Below are 16,675 nucleotides of genomic sequence, written 5' to 3'. Positions count from 1 at the left end.
CGGGCGTGGGGCTCAGCCACAGTAGTCACTGCCAGACCTCTCCTTCTGTCTTAACGCGTTCTGCTTGGTCGCGGGCTTCGGTGATGTTGTGGCGGGTTTGGGCGGCGAGGAGTTCTTCTCCGGGGCGGTAGCCGGAGGCGAGGTAGGCCCAGGCGGATTCGGTGATGAGGGTGGTGTCTTCGTCCGGGTCCGGGAGGCCGGCACGGGCTTGGGCTTGGGCAGTGCGCCAGGCTCGGCGTACGTCGCGGAGCGCGCCGAGGGTGGTGGAGTAGGCGCGGGATTTAGTGGAGAAGTGGCCGCGGAAGCCGAGCATGTGGGCCCATTTCCAGAGCTTGAGTTCGGCGAGTTCCGGCAGGTGACCCAGGATCCAGGCGGTGCGGATCATCTGGCGTACGTGGCGCTGGACGCGCTGATCGGCGAAGGGTTCAGCCTGGCCGGTGCCGTCGCAGTCGGTGCACAGGTCGCGGAAGCCGTCCGGACCACTCGTGTAGCCGCGTCCCGAGCAGGGATGGCAGACAAGCGAGCGGTCGACGGTGCCGGACCGGAAGCGGAACTGCTCACCGCACGGGTGAACGTGACGGCCCCCAGCGAGGTGGCGCAGTACGCGAAAGCCTTCCGTGAGTTCACACGGCTCGCAGTGTACGGAGCGGAGGCCCGTGCGCTGATCACCGATGCCATCACCTCATTGGAGTGATCGGTGTGGAACCTTGTGGAACTTCTGCGCATGGAGACGCCGCTCGTCTCTAGCGTTTTGTCCTACGACGAAACGAGGGGGTCGAGGCCATGAAGAACCCCACCCATCCCGGTCCGCCGGTCGAACGGCCGCTGAGACTCGTCACGGACCCGCCACCGGTGCCGGGGTGCGATGTGTGCAACGCGCTGGCCAAGGCGCGGGACACGGCGCGGTCCGCAGGAGACATGTCGAAGGTCTCGGACATGAACGTCGAGATCAGGGAGCACCCGCACGGCACCAGGCCGAGGCGGTCATGACCACTCTGGAGAAGTAGCACGGTGCCCCGGAGGTGAAGGAGGTCACCACGGCGCCGGCCGAGGGCGACGACATCGAGCAGACCGTGGCGGTGATGGGCGGCACCGACTGGGAACGGTGGATCACGTTCCTGGCCGACCGGTCCCTGCTCGCCGACGGCTTCGCCACCGTCGCCCTGTCCTACATCGGCTCGCCGCTCACCGCGGCGATCTACCGGCAGGGCACCATCGGCGCCGCAAAGTCCCATCTGGAAGCCACCGCACGCACGTTGGACGAGCGCCTCGGCAAGACCCTGGGCGGTCGGGCCGTGACCTCGGTCAACGCCGTTGCCGTCACCCAGTCCTCCACCGCCATCCCCGGAATCGCCTTGTACGTCGGGCTGCTGCGTGGCGTCCTCGGCGATGCCATGGTGGCCCCGATCGGTCAACTGGTGGAGCTGTGGGATCAGCTGACCGGCGCCCGCCCTCTCGACCTCGACGACGAGGGCCGGGTCCGCCTCGACACCTGGGAACTCGACCCCGCCGTGCAGAACGCCGTCGCCGAACGCTGGAGCACCGCCGCCAGCGAAACCATCACCGAACTCGCCGAACTCGACTGGTTCAGCGACGAAGTCCGCCGCCTCTACGGCTTCTCTGTCCCCGGCATCGACTACACCGCCGCCATCGAAACCGACGTCCCCTGGCCCACTCTCACCATCTGACCCGCGCCACGAACGCCCCCGATCGCGTCGTAAAACGGGCACTATCTGTATCCCATCAGCAGGTTTACTTGACAGCCCTAGGTAACGATCGCCGACTGCGTCCATACCACGAGCAGAGCGCAGCGGAACGGGTCTCAGCGTCCCCACGTATGCAGGGGGACGCTGAGATGTCAGAAGATCAGTCTGCAATTGGCAGGTACACGCGATGGCCTGCCTCTGCGAACTCCTTCGACTTGGCGAGCATCCCCGCTTGAGCTTCAGCGTCGCTGGTCACAGCGAGATCCGGGGCGAATTGTTCTGTGATGCTTCTACTAATCTTCATCGAGCAGAACTTCGGCCCGCACATGGAGCAGAAGTGGGCGGTCTTCGCCGGCTCGGCCGGCAGCGTCTCGTCGTGGAACTCCCGTGCGGTGTCGGGGTCGAGAGCCAGGTTGAACTGGTCCTCCCAGCGGAACTCGAACCGGGCGTCCGACAGTGCGTCGTCCCACTCCTGGGCACCCGGATGCCCCTTGGCCAGGTCCGCCGCGTGGGCCGCGATCCTGTAGGTGATGACACCGGTCTTCACGTCGTCCCGGTTCGGAAGCCCCAGGTGCTCCTTGGGCGTGACGTAGCAGAGCATCGCCGTCCCCCACCACGCGATCATCGCCGCTCCGATGCCCGAGGTGATGTGGTCGTACGCCGGCGCCACATCGGTGGTCAGCGGGCCGAGCGTGTAGAACGGGGCCTCCTCGCAGATCTCCTGCTGGAGGTCGATGTTCTCTTTGATCTTGTGCATGGGGACGTGACCCGGACCCTCGATCATGGTCTGCACGCCGAACCGCTTCGCCACGGTGTTGAGTTCACCCAGCGTCCGGAGCTCCGCGAACTGCGCCTCGTCGTTGGCATCGGCGATGCAACCGGGCCGCAGGCCGTCACCGAGGGAGTACGTCACGTCGTACGCCGCGAGGATCTCGCAGAGGTCCTCGAAGTGCTCGTAGAGGAACGATTCCTTGTGGTGTGCCAGGCACCAGGCCGCCATGATCGAGCCACCGCGGGAGACGATGCCGGTCTTACGGCGGGCCGTCAGGGGAACGTACGGCAGGCGGACACCGGCGTGCACCGTCATGTAGTCGACGCCCTGCTCGGCCTGTTCGATGACCGTGTCCTTGTAGATCTCCCAGGTCAGTTCCTCAGCCCGGCCGTCCACCTTTTCGAGGGCCTGGTAGAGCGGGACGGTGCCGATCGGAACGGGGGAGTTGCGCAGGACCCATTCGCGGGTCGTGTGGATGTTGCGCCCGGTGGAGAGGTCCATGACCGTGTCGGCCCCCCACTTCGTGGCCCAGGTCATCTTGTCCACCTCCTCCTCGATGGAGGAGGTGACCGCGGAGTTGCCGATGTTCGCGTTGACCTTCACGAGGAACCGCTTGCCGATGATCATCGGCTCGATCTCCGGATGGTTGACGTTGGCCGGCAGTACGGCCCGGCCTGCCGCGATCTCGTCCCGCACGACCTCAGGGGCGACGTTCTCGCGGATCGCGACGTACTCCATCTCCGGAGTGATCTCACCCCGCCGCGCGTAGGCGAGTTGGGTGACAGGACTGCCGTCACGGCTCCGCCTGGGCTGTCGCGGGCGGCCGGGGAAGACCGCGTCGAGATTGCGCAGACCACCGCGTGGTGAGGTGTGCTTGAGCCCGTCGTCCTCGGGACGCGCGGGGCGGCCCGCGTACTCCTCGGTGTCGCCCCGCGCGATGATCCAGTTCTCGCGGAGGGGGGCGAGGCCGCGGCGGACGTCGGTTTCGGTGGTGGGGTCGGTGTACGGCCCGGACGTGTCGTACAGCGTCACGTCCTTGCCGTTGGTGAGGTGCACCTGACGGACCGGCACCCGGAGGTCCGGGCGTGAGCCCTGGACGTACCCTTTGTGCCAGCCGATGGACTTTCCGGCCTCGGTGTTCTCCGTTTTCTCGGCATTCTGCGCATGCTGCGCGTTCCGCTCCGAGGCAGGCTTGCGTGCGTCCGCTGTGGTCATGAGACCTACTCCCTACGCCGGCATTACCCGGTAACAGGTTCGGCGGTCGGCGCAGCTGTCCCGTACGGATATACGGAGGTCAGCGCCCTCTCAGCCCGGTGCTCCGAGCTCCCGCGTGTGCAAATGTGCCCCCACGCTAGCGGCCCGGCTGGCGTGCTGGCCAGAGGGCCTCCTCCGTTCTTGGGATGATCGGCGTGTGACGTCCCCCCGAAGCGCTCCCGAACCGCACGCCCCCGCGTCAGGCAGCACGCAGAGTCATGCCCACGGCCACACGCACAGCCACGGTCCCGCCGCGCCCGTCTCGAAGCACCTGCGGAAGGTCATCGCGGCTGTGGTGATCCCCTTCGCCACAGCTGTCCTGGTCGGCCTCGTCGCGTTCTGGCCGGGCGGAGCACCCGCCCACGAACGCACGGGTGTCGGCTTCGACCGGCAGACCCAGGAGGGCACGGTCGTCGAGGTCGTCAGGGTCGACTGCGCGGACGTCAACGCCTCGCAGGTGCCCCCGACCGGAGACACCTCCACGCCCTCGGGCAGGGAGGCGGTCGCCGGGCAGTCGGGGCAGTGCAGGAAAGCCACGGTCGAAGTGACGACCGGAGAGGACAGGGGCCGCAGGTTCGTCGAGATCATCCAGCCCGACGCCACCCGTCAACTTGAGGAGGGCCAGGGCGTTGTAGTGGCCTTCGCACCCGACGCGCCGCGCGATCTCCAGTACTCCGTGACGGACGTGGACCGTACGGTCCCCATGGCCCTGCTGGCGGGGATCTTCGCCCTCGCGGTGGTCGTGGTGGGGAGGCTGCGCGGCCTGATGGCGCTGATCGCGCTCGCCGTCTCGTTCGCGGTGCTGACGCTGTTCATCCTGCCGGCGATCCTGCAGGGCTCGAATCCGCTCGTCGTCGCCGTGATCGGGGCCAGCGCCATCATGCTGATCGCCCTCTACACCTGCCACGGCCTGACGGCCCGTACGTCGGTGGCCGTCATCGGCACCCTCATCTCGCTGATGCTGATCGGGCTGCTCGGTTCGCTCTTCATCGGCTGGGCGCACCTGTCCGGCAACACGGATGACAACACCGGCCTCATCCACGGCCTGTACCCGGGCATCGACATGAGCGGCCTGCTCTTGGCCGGTGTGATCATCGGTTCGCTCGGCGTGCTCGACGATGTGACCGTCACGCAGACATCCGCAGTGTGGGAACTGCACCAGGCGGACCCCACGATGGGCGTGCGCCAGCTCTACCGCGCGGGTATCAGGATCGGACGCGACCACATCGCCTCGGTCGTCAACACCCTCGTACTCGCCTATGCGGGCGCGGCCCTTCCCCTGCTCCTCCTCTTCTCGATCGCGCAGAGCAGTGTGGGCACCGTGGCCAACAGCGAACTGGTCGCAGAGGAGATCGTCCGGACGCTGGTCGGCTCGATCGGTCTGGTCGCCTCGGTGCCGGTGACGACGGTGCTCGCGGCCCTGGTGGTCTCCGCGGACCGCACGGAACTCGGCGCGGAGGCCGGAGCTCCGGCCTCCGCGCGGACCGGCAGGGGACGGCGCCGTAAGGTGTGATCCGGGGGCAGGGGACACGCGGCCCCCTGGCGGCCGGTGTTCGATGGCCCTGCCGGGCTTCTGCGCTCAGCCCGCGTTCTGTTCCTTCGCCAGGATGCGGCCCAGAGCCTCTTCCAGATTGCCGTCGAAGTCACTCAGCGTGTGCTCCTGTCCCAATGGCACCAGCTTGTCCGTCCGGTCGAGGAAGGCCACAAGAGGTGCCGTGCCGGCCCGGAAGAGTGCGCGGTCGGCGCCGACCTGCAACCGGATGTGTACGTCCGAGAGCCCTTCGGGCTCGGTGGGGCCGATGTGCACATCGCCGTCACCGCTGGGGCTGTTGAGACCGTCGAGCAGCAGCTCACGGCCGAAAGCCCAGGTGACGGGGGCGTCACCGGGCAGGTGGAAGGTCATCCGGATCGCATACGGATCGCTGACCTCGTACCGCAGCTCCACCGGAATACGGAAGGAAAGCTCCTCGGAGACGAGGAAGCTCATCATGACCTCTGCTTGAACCGACTCGCGCATCGTTCAACCCCGCAGTAGATGAATCTGGCCAGGAATGATCCCCCATGGCCCTATTGACGCCATCGTGGTGCACGCGCTAGCAGATCACAAGGAGTGATTTTTCAGATACTGATAGAGAACACGAACGAGCGCAAGAGCGCTGTCACTTCGCAGCGTAGTTGTTCGATTGCAGCGAGCAACCGTTCCTCTTCCTGTAGGGGGAGAGATACAGCCATCGCAGCCACGGCGGATCCGACGGTGATCGGGATGGCCGCGCACACCGTTCCGATGGCGTACTCCTGGCGCTCGACGACCGGTTCCGAACGCTTCATCGCCCTGAGCCGGGCCAGGAGCGTCTGACGGTCCCGTACCGAGTAACGCGTCAGCGGTCTGACGGGATACCGGTCGAGATGGTCCTCGCGCGCACGCTCGTCGAGCTGGCCCAGCAGGCACTGCCCGATCGCGTGGGCGTGACCGGCCTCACGAAACGCGACCCACTCCCGCACCGCGGGGGCGGAAGGCGAATCGGCCACCGCGATCATCTCGATCTCGCCCTCGCGGTACAGGGCGCAGTACACGGGGGCACCGATGACCTCCGCCCAGTGCGCGAGGGAGTCGACGATCACCCCAGGACGCGGGGTAGCGGGGCCGCCGCCCAGCCGCTCGGCGGCCGCGCCGAAGAGGAAGACGCCGTTCTCCCGGCGGAGGTAGCCCTCGTGGGTCAGGGTGCGCAGCAGGTGATAGGCGGTGGGGAGGGGAAGCCCGGCCTCCCTGGCGAGCTGCTTGGCCGGCGCCCCGTCCCGATGGGTGCCCACAGCCTCCATAAGTCGCAACGCCCGCTGAACCGAACCGATCAACGTCGGAACAGCGGTGCTCGATGCCGTGGTCACAGGTCGCCCCCAGGCATGGTGACGGGCCGTCAGCCCTCCCGTGGGGGCCGCCCCCACGGGCCCGCCGCGAAACTGGGGTCCTGAGACCGGACGGTCGCACAAACCACTGGGCAGGATGGTAACGAGCCGTCATTTCCCAGCTGGCGGCAGCGGTACGTCACTGTATCGGCACGACCCGCCACGGGAAGGTTTTCGTCCTGGACTTAGCTCCGCTGGGCTAACGCCCGAATCCATGGCCACCGGCCGCCCTCCGGCCAAGCCACCTGTCCGGCGACCGCCGGCCGCGCGAAGAACTCCCCTCCGGCCGCCGTGGACCTTCTACCAGTCGCTGCGCGAGGACGACGCCATGAACTTCCGTACGACGAAGATCAGGCCACCCACCAGGACGACGAAGACCAGCGCCTTGAACAGCAGACCGATGACGAATCCGATGACGCTGGCGATCAGGCCCCCGAACACGACGATCGCGATGAGAGGCACCGCGACCCACTTCACCCACCAGGGCATTCCCGCGAAAATCTCCCGCACCGCCATCGCCGCTACCTCGTCTCTGTGAGTTCCTGCCTCGATGCTAGAGGCGCGGGGGTGGACGACGGGGGGCCGGGAGCCCTTGGAGTCCCCTGAACGATCCCCTAGGGAATCCCGGCGGCGGCAAGGACGCGTCCCGGGGGGATGTGGCCGGGAGAGCCTCCGAACGGGGTGCCGTTCAGCCCTCCGGAGGCGAGAACACCACCATCACACGGAGATCCTCGGTGATGTGGTGGAACTTGTGGGCGGTCCCGGCCGGTACGTACACCACGCTCCCCCTCCCCACCTGTGTCGTCTCCGTGCCGACGGTGATGGAGGCGCGACCGCTCACGACGAGGTACACCTCGTCCTGTTTGTGCGGCTGCTGGGGGTCGAGCGCTCCGGCGTCCAGGGCGTAGAGGCCCACGGACATGTTGGGTTCCCGGACGAACTGCAGGTAGGCCCCGTCATTGGCGGCTCGTTCCGCCTCCAGCTCGTCCAGTCTGAATGCCTTCATCGCGCGTCCGCCCCTCGTACCCGTACTCGTCCGTCCGGCCTGTGCCCGCCACAGATCACGTCTGCCACGATCAGACACATGAAGCATTTCGTAGTCAAGACGATCGCCAACGCGGGTGCGCTGGCCGTGGCCATCTGGCTGCTCCAGGACATCACGCTGACCGGCGACAGCACCGGGCGCAAGGTACTCACACTGATATTGGTCGCCCTGCTCTTCGGCCTGCTGAACTTCATCGTCAAGCCGGTGGTGACGCTGCTCACCCTGCCCCTGTTCATCCTGACGCTCGGGCTGATCACTCTGGTCGTCAACGCCCTCATGCTGATGCTGACCTCATGGCTGGCCGATGTCGTCGATCTGAACTTCCATGTCGAGGGCTTCTGGACCGCGGTCCTCGGCGGCCTGATCATCTCGGTCGTGTCCTGGGCGCTCAACGTCGTCCTCCCCGACGAGGACTGAGCCGTCGCCTGGTGGCACAGTGCGGAGCGGAGCGGAGCGGACCGGTGGACACCGGTGGACGCCGGGGAGAACAGAGGAACGAGCATGAGCATGGACGACGGAACACGGGCCGTACGAGCGGGCCTGCCAGAGCCGGAGCAGTACGAGCCCACACTTCCGGGTCCTGTCTTCGCCGCGCACTTCCACCTGTCCGGAGAGCCCGTCGGTCCCTACACGTACGGCCGGGAGACGAATCCGACCTGGACCCATCTCGAACGGGCCATCGGAGACCTGGAGGCCCCGGGGGAGCGGGTCGAGACCACCGTCTTCGCCTCCGGCATGGCTGCCGTCTCGGCCGTCCTGCTGTCCCAGGCGCGCACGGGCGACGTGGTGGTCCTGCCAGACGACGGCTACCAGGCGCTCCCTCTCGTGAGGCAACAGCTCGAGGCGTACGGCGTCGAGGTCCGGACGGCGCCGACCGGCGGTGACGCCCAGCTGGAGCTCCTGGAGGGGGCCAAGCTGCTGTGGCTCGAGACGCCGTCCAATCCGGGACTCGACGTCTGTGACGTGCGCAGGCTGGTCGAGGCGGCCCACGCGGCGGACGTGCTGGTCGCGGTCGACAACACGCTCGCCACGCCGCTGGGCCAGCGGCCCATGGAGCTGGGGGCGGACTTCTCGGTGGCCAGCGACACGAAGGGCATGACCGGTCACGGGGACATCCTGCTCGGCCACGTGACCTGCCGGGACCCGCAGCTCGCCGCGGAGGTACGGCGCTGGCGCAAGGTGGTCGGCGCGATCCCCGGTCCGATGGAGGCCTGGCTCGCACACCGGTCGCTGGCCACGCTGCAGCTGCGGATCGACCGGCAGTGCGCGACCGCTCTCACCCTGGCCGAGGCGCTCTCCGCGCGCGCGGACGTGACGGGACTGCGCTACCCGGGACTTCCCGGCGACCCGTCCTACCCGACCGCCGTGCGGCAGATGAGGCGCTTCGGGTCGGTCGTCTCCTTCGAGCTGGCGGACGAACGGACCGCGGAGCGCTTCCTGGCCGCCCTGCGGCTGGTCGACGACGCGACCAGTTTCGGCGGCGTCCGCTCCACCGCGGAGCGCCGGGCCCGCTGGGGCGGGGACGCCGTGGCGGCGGGCTTCGTACGGTTCTCCGTCGGCGCCGAGGATCCCGCGGATCTGATCGCCGACGTGCAGAGCGCGCTGGACGCGGCCTCGCACTGAGCGTCCGCCCGATGGTCCTGCAGGACCGGTCCGGGACTGGGCGTCCCCGTCCACCGGACCGGTCCTGCTGCGGACGAGCGGTCCGAGTCTCCCCCCTCGTGACTCGGACCACCCCGGTTCCTGCGCAAAGAACCGCCTGGACAAGGCTAGTTGACCGTGCGTCAGTGTCCAATCACAGTAGCGGCAGCGCCCTATCGACATATCTATGGTTGTGATGGTCGGGCAGACGGATCGGACGGGCGAGGGGGCGGACCATGGATCTGGCGTTGCTGCGTACGTTCGTCACGGTTCACCGGGCCGGCTCGTTCACCCGTGCCGCGGCACTGCTCGGCCTGTCCCAGCCCGCTGTCACCTCGCAGATCCGCTCGCTGGAACGACAACTGGGCCGCCCTCTCTTCCTGCGCAAGGCCCGCTGGGTGACCCCGACCACCGTGGGCGACGAGCTCGCCCACCGGGCCGGGCCGCTCCCCACCTGGACGCGCTGATGGACATAGTCGAGGCGGGCCTGGACGACGAGGCGGGCGTGCGGACGCTGCATCTGACGGGCCCCCGGAGTTCACCTCGCTACGGGCCATGCCGGCCCTGGCCCGGCTGGTCTCCCAGGGACTCGCGTTGCGCGGCACATTCCTCGCGAACAGCGAGGAAGCGCTGGAAGGACTGGCTGCCGGACACCACGATCTGGCCATCGCGACGGCCCGGCCTCGTGGTGGGCAGCTGACCTCCACGACGCTCTGCGACGAGGAGCACGTGCTGATCGCGGCGCCACGCTGGGCCGGGCGGCTCGGGCCCGGAGCCCTGAAGCACAAAGGACCCGTCCTGCTGGAGCAGCTCCCGGTCGTCGAGGTGCACGAGAGCCTCCCTCTGGTCTCGCGCTACTGGGCAACCGTCTTCGACAGTCGTCCGGCTGCCTCCGCCGCCGTCATCGTTCCCGACCTGCGTGCCGTGCTGGAGTGCGCCGCGGCCGGGAGCGGTCTCGCGGTGCTGCCCCGCTACCTCTGTGAGAGCGCCTTGGAGCGGGGCGAGATAGTCGCGCTGCTCGACCCCGCGGTACCCCCGCTCCGCACCTATTTCCTCATCGCGAGGACCGGCACACTCGGCCTCCCCCACATTGCGCGGGCGCACGAGTGGCTGGTGCGTGCTGCCGTGGACTGGTGACCGGTATGCCGACAGGAGTTTCAGATCGGCCTTCCTGGGCCACTCTCTTGCCATGACCGAACGTCCTGTGGTCAAGCGCACAGCCCGAGCCGTCCTGCTCGACGGCGATGACCTGATCCTCATCAAGCGGACCAAACCCGGGGTCGATCCGTACTGGGTCACGCCCGGGGGCGGAGTCGAGCCGGAGGACTCCACCGTCGTCGAGGCGCTCCACCGTGAGATCGACGAGGAGCTCGGCGCCAAGGTCGTCGATGTGGTGCCGTGTTTCGTCGACACCGTCGAGCACATCGTCGGCGATGGCGTCAAAGGCGTGAAGGTGCAGCACTTCTTCGTCTGCCGCCTGGCGTCGATGGACACCTCGCTCCGTCACGGCCCGGAGATCGAGGAGCCCTGCGGGGAGTACGAGATCGTGCGGGTTCCCTTCAGCCGCGTCGGCATCGCGGCGGTGCACCTGGTGCCACTTTCGTTGCGCCACTACCTGGACGGCAACATCGAGGGGGTACGAGCCCTGCACGCCCCCGACCTGGGCTGAGCTGCATCTCCCTGGCCCGAGCACGATCGGGGCGTGGCACGGGTGCGGCCGTGAACCGTCGAAGCGTGCGGCGCGGGTGGAGCCTGATGCGATCCGAGTGCACGGCGCGGGTGGAGCGCGCCGTGTACGCCGAGGCCAGTAGGGACGGATACTCCCGCTGCCGGATGACCCCGCGTCCGGCGCTTGGGGCCGTGTTTCACGTGAAACCACTCAAGCGTCCCGCACGCCGAGCCACTCTCGTCCTCCATGTAGCGGTGACCGTGGTTCTGGCTGACGCTCGCCGCAACGGGACTGTCGGTCTTCTCGCTCCGCCCCGGCATCGAGGCCGCGGCCCGGGGTGCGACCGGCATCGACCGTCATCGCACCCTCGGTGGCCACGGCCACGTACATCTTCATCACCGCGATATCGGTGCTGAAGCCGTGGGGACCGACCCGCCGTGGCCGGCTCCTGCGGCTGTCCCGGGAGCCCGGTCGGCGGCCAGGGGGGCCCGGCTGACCGTGCGGCGCTCCAGCGTGCCGGAGAACACGGCCAGGAGAAGGGCCGAGGCCGCGAGCACGGCACCGACCCAGTTGGGGGCGGTGTAACCGAAGCCGGCGGCGATGACGATGCCCCCGAGCCATGCCGATAGCGCGTTCCCCAGATTGAAGGCTCCGATGTTGACAGCCGAGGCCAGGGTGGGCGCACCCGCGGCCTGGTCGAGAACCCTCTTCTGCAGCGGTGGGACGGTCGCGAAGCCCAGGCCTCCGATGAGGACGATGGTGATCGCTGCCGCGATCTTGTTGTGCGCGGTCAGGGTGAACAGGGCCAGAACCACGGCGAGCGCACCGAGCGACACATACAACATGGGCATCAGGTGGCGGTCCGCGAACTTGCCCCCGAGAAGGTTGCCGCCGACCATCCCGAGCCCGAAGAGAACCAGCAGCCAGGTGACGGACGACGTCGCGTAACCGGCGGTCTCCGTCATCATCGGCGTGATGTAGGTGATCGCCGCGAACACCCCGCCGAAGCCGAGAACCGTCATTGCCATGGCGAGCAGTACCTGGACGTTACGGAACGCGGCCAGCTCGTGCCGGAGCCGGACACCCTGGGGCTTCGGCTGCTCGGGGACCAGCTTGGCGACGCCGGCCAGCCCGAGAACTCCCAGTCCGGCGACGACCAGGAACGTGAGTCGCCAGCCGAAGTTCTGCCCGATGTAGGTCCCCAGCGGCACACCGACGACATTGGCGACGGTGAGCCCGGTGAACATCAGGGCGATGGCGCCGGCCTTCTTCTGCGGGGCGACCAGATCGGCGGCGACAACGGATCCGATACCGAAGAAGGCTCCGTGTGCGAGCGAGGCGATCACCCGTCCGGCGAGCATCACGCCGAGAACAGGAGCGAGCGCGGAGACCACGTTGCCCACGATGAACAGCCCCATAAGGATCATCAGCATGCGCTTACGGGACACCCGGGTGCCCAGGACCGTCATCAGCGGAGCACCGAGAACGACACCCAGGGCATAACCCGTGACGAGAAAGCCGGCTGTCGGGATCGAGACCTGGAAGTCCGCCGCGACATCAGGGAGGAGTCCAATGATCACGAACTCCGTGGTCCCGATACCGAATGCCCCCATGGCAAGGGCGAGGAGTGCAAGCGGCATGCGTGCCACCTTCCAAAAGATTGCATAAGCGCCTTACGGGCGCTCACAATAATTGCAGACGCTGACTAAATGCAAGCACGGGCTATTGCGGATGTGCCCTATCCTGGAGGCAACCAGCTCCCGCACGGAGGGAAGACCCATGACAGCGACCGATCCCGCACTGACGGCCCTGGCCCAGAACTGGTGCGCTCTCTCCCTGCTCCACGGAAAGATCGAGGCACGCATCGAGCGGGCGCTGCAGTCCCACCACGACCTCAGTGCGCGAGAGTTCTCGCTGCTCGACGTCCTCAGCCGCCAGCACAGCGGCACGGGGGGCCATCTGCAGATGAAGCAGGTGGCCGACGCCGTGGTGCTCAGCCAGAGCGCCACCACCCGGCTGGTCACCCGACTCGAGGACCGCGGTCTGCTCACGCGGTATCTCTGCGACACGGACCGCCGGGGCATCTACACGGATGTCACGGAAGCGGGTCTCACACTTCTGGGCGAGGCCAGGCCCACCAACGACATCGCGCTGCGCGCCGCTCTGGACGAGGCCGGCGAGAACCCGGAGCTCGCGCCACTCGTCCGCACGGTCGAAGCACTCAAGGTGCCTGCCTGAAGCTCGACGCGTGCAAGGTGTGGCCCACCCCGGAGTTGCGTGCCCGCCGACCGACCGCCGCCGCAGACGCCCGCCCGGGCTCAACGGTCCGAGGGGTCCCTCCCGTAACCCGTGTCGTACAAAGCTTTTTTCCCGGGCCGGCGAGTTGCGTACTCTGCCGATCATGAGCGATCTCGACATACGCCCTGCCGCGCCCACGGACATCCCGGCCGTCGTGGCCATGCTGGCCGACGACCCGCTGGGGGCGCGGCGCGAGTCCCCGGACGACCTCGCCCCGTACCATGCCGCGTTCCAGCGGCTCGCCGACGACCCGAACCAGCATCTGGTCGTGGCCGTGCGCGAAGGGCGTGTCGTGGGGACACTGCAGCTCACGGTCATTCCCGGGCTCTCGCGACGCGGGGCCACCCGTTCCCTCATCGAAGGTGTCCGCGTCCACGCCGACGAGCGGGGCAGCGGCCTCGGCACCCAGCTGATCCAGTGGGCGGTCGACGAATCCAGGCGCCAGGAATGCCAACTGGTACAGCTGACGTCTGATGCCACGCGACTTGACGCCCACCGCTTCTACGAGCGGCTCGGCTTCACAGCGAGCCATGTGGGGTTCAAGCTCGCACTGTGAACACGTAGGCCCCGGGAAGCTCCGGACCACAAGAGGGCAGGCGCATGTACCGCATCGACGACGAGCAGCGCAGGAGCAGGCTGGGGCGACGCCATCTACTGGCTCCGTCCGAGCGCACCCACTCGGTCGTGGAGGTGGCCGACGCCTTGGTGGCGCTGCACGCGACCGACGCCGCGACGCTCCACCTCTCGGTGTGCGCGCGCCTGTCGGAGCCGGGGAGCACCGTCGTGGAGCGAGCGCTCTACGAGGACGTCTCGCTGGTCCGCCTGCTCTCCATGCGGAACACCCTGTTCACCGTCTCCACGGACCTCGCACCCGTCGTCGACGCGTCGAACGCCCGCGCAGTGGCAGCCAAGGAGCGGCTCAAGCTGCTCAAGCATCTACGGGAGGACGGCAACGGCCTGGGAGAGCGGTGGCTCGCCGATACCGAGAACGAGACGCTCGCCGCTCTGGCCGCCCGGGGGCAGGCGACGGGAAGTGAGCTCTCCGCTGCGGTACCGGCTCTGCGTACGAAGATCACAGTCTTCCCTGGTACGAAGCAGGAGGCGGTGCAGGGAGTCGCCTCGCGCGTCATCAGGGTGCTCGCCGCGGACGGCCGGATCCGACGCGACCGGCCGCGCGGTTCCTGGACATCGAGCCAGTTCCGCTGGACGGCCGCCGAGCCGTGGCCGGCGTCGGAGCCCGCCGCGGCGCGGGCGGAGTTGGCCAGGCGCTGGCTCCGCTCGTACGGTCCGGCGACCGAAGGGGACCTGAAGTGGTGGGCCGGCTGGGGCCTCCGCGAGACGCGTGCGGCCCTGGCCGCCGCAGGTGCGCAGGAGGTGCTGCTCGACAGCGGGGCCGTCGGCCTGGTCGCCCGGGGTGATCACGCTCCGGAGACGCCACCGGAACCTTGGGCGGCCCTGCTGCCCGGCCTGGATCCGAGTGCGATGGGGTGGGCCGACCGCGGCTTCCATCTGCCGGCCGGTCATCGTGCCGCGCTGTTCGACCGAGCCGGCAACGCCGGCCCGACGGTGTGGTGGAACGGCACGGTGGTGGGCGGCTGGGCCCAGCGTGCGGACGGTGAGCTGGTGTGGCGGCTCGTGTCCGACGTGGGCGAGGAGGCCTCCCGACTCGTCGAGGCAGAGGCAGCCCGGCTGTCGGCGTGGGCGGGCGCGGCCAGGATCACTCCACGCTTCCGTACGCCGCTGGAACGTGAGCTGACGGCCTGATACTCCCGTCCGCCCGAACACCTCCCGCACGTGCTCCGAAAGCGCGGCACGAGTCCAGCTACGGTCAGTCCGGAGGTCGAGGGCGGTATGCACAAGGGCCGAGGGCGGGGTGGCCGGCGGTTCACGTGAAACGCCGGCCACGGCTCTCAGGTGGCGAGCCCCCGCCAGCCCCCTTCGTCCACGCCGCCGGGAACGTCCGCGCCCCGGTCGTACGGTTCCCGGGTGAAGGCGAACGACCCGAGGTCCAGGTGATCGACCGTGCCGTCGGCCGCGCGCACGATCCTGAGCGTCTCCCCCGCGTAGTAGCCGTTCAGGCCGGTCCAGGTCCCATCGGGGCACGCCCGGAACCGGGCCGAGCGGCCGGGCCCGCGCAGTGGCTGGAGTTCCAGGCCTCGGTCGGCCAGCAGCTTCAGGCCGTAGACGTGAGTACCCCAGTGCCAGGTGCCCGTCAGCGCGAGCAGTTCTTCGTCGAACTCGGGGAGCGGGCGCCACGGCTCCGGAATTCTGGGCTCCGCGTCCGCGACGATCTGCAGGAGGTCCGCGGCGATCGAGCCCGTAAGCGGACCGGAGGTGGCGTTGGAGAGCACCACCGCAGCGACATCGTCCTCGACGCTGAACCACAGAGCGGCGACGAAGCCCGGCAGCGATCCCGAATGGCCGAGCAGCGTGCGCTCGCTCCTTCGTACGGCCTGCAGACCGAGTCCGTAGGTGGCCGCCCAGTCGCCCGCCTCCGACGGCGCGGCCGGGGCACGCATCTCCTCCACCGAGGAGGCACTCAGCACACGGTCGTCGCCGTGAACCATGAGCGAAGCGAAACGCAGAAGGTCGGTGGTCGTCGACCAGAGCTGTCCGGCGGGAGCCATGAGCCCGAGATCCTCGGCCGGCTCGGGCAGCATGACGTCCGCCCACGGGTGGACCGCCCAGCCACCGGCGTGCGGGGACCGGGCCTCAGGGCTCGTGCGGTCCATTCCCAAGGGCTCCAGGACCTCGCGGCGCAGCACGTCGGCCCAGGGCTCTCCGCGAAGCTTCTCGACGAGCGAACCGAGAAGCGTGTAACCGGGGTTGGAATAGTGATGGCCATGACCGGCCGGGTGCATCAACGGCTTCTCACCCAGCACGTCGGCCAGTCCCGGCCGGGTGTCCCCCGGCGTCCTCTCCCACCATGGAGCGGGAGTCTCGGCCCCCAGGCCCGCGCTGTGTCCGAGTAGTTGGAATACGGTCACGTGGCCCGCCTCCGTACCGGGAAGGTGCTTCTCCAGAGGATCGTCCAGCTCGAGCACGCCCTCGTCACGCAGGCGCATCACCAGCACAGCGGTGAACGTCTTGGTGATGGAGCCGATCCGGAACTGCGTATCGCCGTCAGGGGCATGGCCCTCCACACAGCTCCGGGCACCGCTCCAGGCGATCCGGCCGTCTCTCTGTACCGCGGCGACGAGCGAAGGTGTCCGCCCTTCGGTCTGCGCGGTGGCCACACGATGGAGCAGTGCACGTCGAGTGCTGGGGAGCAGGGATTCGGAAGAGGTCATGCCCAAGAATGGCCCGTACCGCGCTCAGCTGACGAACCGTCTTCCGGCCGCCGGAAGCACCGGGTCCGAACCCTCGGAGCACCTTGCGTTCCCGTG

The 16,675-nt window shown here is 68.4% G+C and carries 15 protein-coding genes, 5 pseudogenes and 1 riboswitch; of the genes and pseudogenes, 12 read left to right on the top strand and 8 right to left on the bottom strand.

The annotated features are described in order from the left end of the window. Positions 1-25: 25 nt before the first annotated feature. A pseudogene (locus ACFU5K_RS17880) lies at positions 26-541 on the bottom strand (replication initiator); the annotation flags it as partial. A 6-nt stretch (positions 542-547) separates the two neighbouring features. On the opposite strand from ACFU5K_RS17880, the pseudogene ACFU5K_RS17875 reads away from it, so the two are divergent. The 3 genes and pseudogenes from ACFU5K_RS17875 to ACFU5K_RS17865 form a co-directional block, all read left to right on the top strand. Beyond that, positions 548-694, top strand: a pseudogene (locus ACFU5K_RS17875) (transcriptional regulator); the annotation flags it as partial. Positions 695-783: 89 nt separating this feature from the next. Further along, the gene (locus ACFU5K_RS17870; RefSeq protein WP_384062324.1) at positions 784-990 is read left to right on the top strand and encodes a hypothetical protein; all 207 of its coding nucleotides are present in this window, start codon (positions 784-786) and stop codon (positions 988-990) included. A gap of 20 nt (positions 991-1,010) precedes the next feature. Beyond that, positions 1,011-1,688: pseudogene (locus ACFU5K_RS17865) on the top strand (enoyl-[acyl-carrier-protein] reductase FabV); the annotation flags it as partial. A 178-nt stretch (positions 1,689-1,866) separates the two neighbouring features. Here ACFU5K_RS17865 and thiC read toward each other — a convergent pair. Further along, positions 1,867-3,693 carry a phosphomethylpyrimidine synthase ThiC gene (gene thiC / locus ACFU5K_RS17860; protein WP_384062321.1) on the bottom strand — a complete coding sequence of 609 codons (1,827 nt, stop codon included), beginning with the start codon at positions 3,691-3,693 and terminating at the stop codon, positions 1,867-1,869. Then, positions 3,686-3,818, bottom strand: a riboswitch (TPP riboswitch). Its footprint overlaps the gene before it by 8 nt. A gap of 71 nt (positions 3,819-3,889) precedes the next feature. On the opposite strand from thiC, the gene ACFU5K_RS17855 reads away from it, so the two are divergent. Next, positions 3,890-5,245, top strand: a complete 1,356-nt coding sequence (locus ACFU5K_RS17855; RefSeq protein WP_384062319.1) for a YibE/F family protein — start codon at positions 3,890-3,892, stop codon at positions 5,243-5,245. 66 nt (positions 5,246-5,311) lie between these two features. Here ACFU5K_RS17855 and ACFU5K_RS17850 read toward each other — a convergent pair whose 3' ends face one another. From ACFU5K_RS17850 to ACFU5K_RS17835, 4 genes are all read right to left on the bottom strand, one after another. After that, positions 5,312-5,749 carry an SsgA family sporulation/cell division regulator gene (locus ACFU5K_RS17850; protein WP_327116726.1) on the bottom strand — a complete coding sequence of 146 codons (438 nt, stop codon included), beginning with the start codon at positions 5,747-5,749 and terminating at the stop codon, positions 5,312-5,314. Between the two features lie 101 nt (positions 5,750-5,850). After that, the gene (locus ACFU5K_RS17845; RefSeq protein WP_384062316.1) at positions 5,851-6,618 is read right to left on the bottom strand and encodes an IclR family transcriptional regulator; all 768 of its coding nucleotides are present in this window, start codon (positions 6,616-6,618) and stop codon (positions 5,851-5,853) included. 318 nt (positions 6,619-6,936) lie between these two features. Further along, entirely contained in the window at positions 6,937-7,146 is a 210-nt protein-coding gene (locus ACFU5K_RS17840) for a DUF5326 family protein (RefSeq protein ID WP_327122296.1), read from the bottom strand. A gap of 178 nt (positions 7,147-7,324) precedes the next feature. Continuing rightward, positions 7,325-7,642, bottom strand: coding sequence for a cupin domain-containing protein (locus ACFU5K_RS17835; protein WP_384062313.1), 318 nt, complete (start codon positions 7,640-7,642; stop codon positions 7,325-7,327). 78 nt (positions 7,643-7,720) lie between these two features. Between ACFU5K_RS17835 and ACFU5K_RS17830 the strand changes: the two genes are divergently transcribed. From ACFU5K_RS17830 to ACFU5K_RS17810, 5 genes and pseudogenes are all read left to right on the top strand, one after another. Continuing rightward, a complete protein-coding gene (locus tag ACFU5K_RS17830) occupies positions 7,721-8,098 on the top strand; it encodes a phage holin family protein (protein ID WP_384062310.1) in 378 nt (125 codons plus the stop codon). Positions 8,099-8,182: 84 nt separating this feature from the next. After that, complete coding sequence (locus ACFU5K_RS17825) at positions 8,183-9,304, top strand: cystathionine gamma-lyase (protein WP_384062307.1); 1,122 nt, start codon at positions 8,183-8,185, stop codon at positions 9,302-9,304. 254 nt (positions 9,305-9,558) lie between these two features. Beyond that, positions 9,559-10,459 (top strand): annotated as a pseudogene (locus tag ACFU5K_RS17820) (LysR family transcriptional regulator). A 52-nt stretch (positions 10,460-10,511) separates the two neighbouring features. After that, positions 10,512-10,991: an NUDIX domain-containing protein gene (locus ACFU5K_RS17815; RefSeq protein ID WP_384062305.1), complete on the top strand. Its 480-nt coding sequence runs from the start codon at positions 10,512-10,514 to the stop codon at positions 10,989-10,991. A gap of 264 nt (positions 10,992-11,255) precedes the next feature. Further along, positions 11,256-11,487: pseudogene (locus ACFU5K_RS17810) on the top strand (DUF2269 domain-containing protein); the annotation flags it as partial. Here ACFU5K_RS17810 and ACFU5K_RS17805 read toward each other — a convergent pair. Further along, entirely contained in the window at positions 11,387-12,631 is a 1,245-nt protein-coding gene (locus ACFU5K_RS17805) for an MFS transporter (protein ID WP_384062302.1), read from the bottom strand. The pseudogene ACFU5K_RS17810 and the gene ACFU5K_RS17805 overlap by 101 nt on opposite strands. A gap of 139 nt (positions 12,632-12,770) precedes the next feature. Here ACFU5K_RS17805 and ACFU5K_RS17800 point away from each other — a divergent pair, with 139 nt between their 5' ends. The 3 genes from ACFU5K_RS17800 to ACFU5K_RS17790 all read left to right on the top strand — a co-directional run bounded on the left by ACFU5K_RS17800 (position 12,771) and on the right by ACFU5K_RS17790 (position 15,053). Next, positions 12,771-13,229, top strand: coding sequence for a MarR family winged helix-turn-helix transcriptional regulator (locus ACFU5K_RS17800; RefSeq protein ID WP_384062299.1), 459 nt, complete (start codon positions 12,771-12,773; stop codon positions 13,227-13,229). A 163-nt stretch (positions 13,230-13,392) separates the two neighbouring features. After that, the gene (locus ACFU5K_RS17795; protein ID WP_384062297.1) at positions 13,393-13,845 is read left to right on the top strand and encodes a GNAT family N-acetyltransferase; all 453 of its coding nucleotides are present in this window, start codon (positions 13,393-13,395) and stop codon (positions 13,843-13,845) included. Between the two features lie 44 nt (positions 13,846-13,889). After that, a complete protein-coding gene (locus tag ACFU5K_RS17790; protein ID WP_384062294.1) occupies positions 13,890-15,053 on the top strand; it encodes a winged helix DNA-binding domain-containing protein in 1,164 nt (387 codons plus the stop codon). 146 nt (positions 15,054-15,199) lie between these two features. Here ACFU5K_RS17790 and ACFU5K_RS17785 read toward each other — a convergent pair whose 3' ends face one another. Then, positions 15,200-16,579, bottom strand: a complete 1,380-nt coding sequence (locus ACFU5K_RS17785) for a serine hydrolase domain-containing protein (protein ID WP_384062291.1) — start codon at positions 16,577-16,579, stop codon at positions 15,200-15,202. Positions 16,580-16,675 lie beyond the last annotated feature (96 nt).

It is taken from the genome of Streptomyces sp. NPDC057428 (assembly GCF_042803195.1).
Classification (GTDB): domain Bacteria; phylum Actinomycetota; class Actinomycetes; order Streptomycetales; family Streptomycetaceae; genus Streptomyces.
This window is presented reverse-complemented; position numbering and strand designations above follow the sequence as displayed.

Coding starts and splice junctions, on each gene's coding strand:
- ACFU5K_RS17835 (WP_384062313.1), bottom strand. CDS start 7,642: ATGAAGGCATTCAGACTGGACGAGCTGGAGGCGGAACGAGCCGCCAAT.
- thiC (WP_384062321.1), bottom strand. CDS start 3,693: ATGACCACAGCGGACGCACGCAAGCCTGCCTCGGAGCGGAACGCGCAG.
- ACFU5K_RS17830 (WP_384062310.1), top strand. CDS start 7,721: ATGAAGCATTTCGTAGTCAAGACGATCGCCAACGCGGGTGCGCTGGCC.
- ACFU5K_RS17790 (WP_384062294.1), top strand. CDS start 13,890: ATGTACCGCATCGACGACGAGCAGCGCAGGAGCAGGCTGGGGCGACGC.
- ACFU5K_RS17800 (WP_384062299.1), top strand. CDS start 12,771: ATGACAGCGACCGATCCCGCACTGACGGCCCTGGCCCAGAACTGGTGC.
- ACFU5K_RS17805 (WP_384062302.1), bottom strand. CDS start 12,631: ATGCCGCTTGCACTCCTCGCCCTTGCCATGGGGGCATTCGGTATCGGG.
- ACFU5K_RS17825 (WP_384062307.1), top strand. CDS start 8,183: ATGAGCATGGACGACGGAACACGGGCCGTACGAGCGGGCCTGCCAGAG.
- ACFU5K_RS17795 (WP_384062297.1), top strand. CDS start 13,393: ATGAGCGATCTCGACATACGCCCTGCCGCGCCCACGGACATCCCGGCC.
- ACFU5K_RS17815 (WP_384062305.1), top strand. CDS start 10,512: ATGACCGAACGTCCTGTGGTCAAGCGCACAGCCCGAGCCGTCCTGCTC.
- ACFU5K_RS17850 (WP_327116726.1), bottom strand. CDS start 5,749: ATGCGCGAGTCGGTTCAAGCAGAGGTCATGATGAGCTTCCTCGTCTCC.
- ACFU5K_RS17870 (WP_384062324.1), top strand. CDS start 784: ATGAAGAACCCCACCCATCCCGGTCCGCCGGTCGAACGGCCGCTGAGA.
- ACFU5K_RS17785 (WP_384062291.1), bottom strand. CDS start 16,579: ATGACCTCTTCCGAATCCCTGCTCCCCAGCACTCGACGTGCACTGCTC.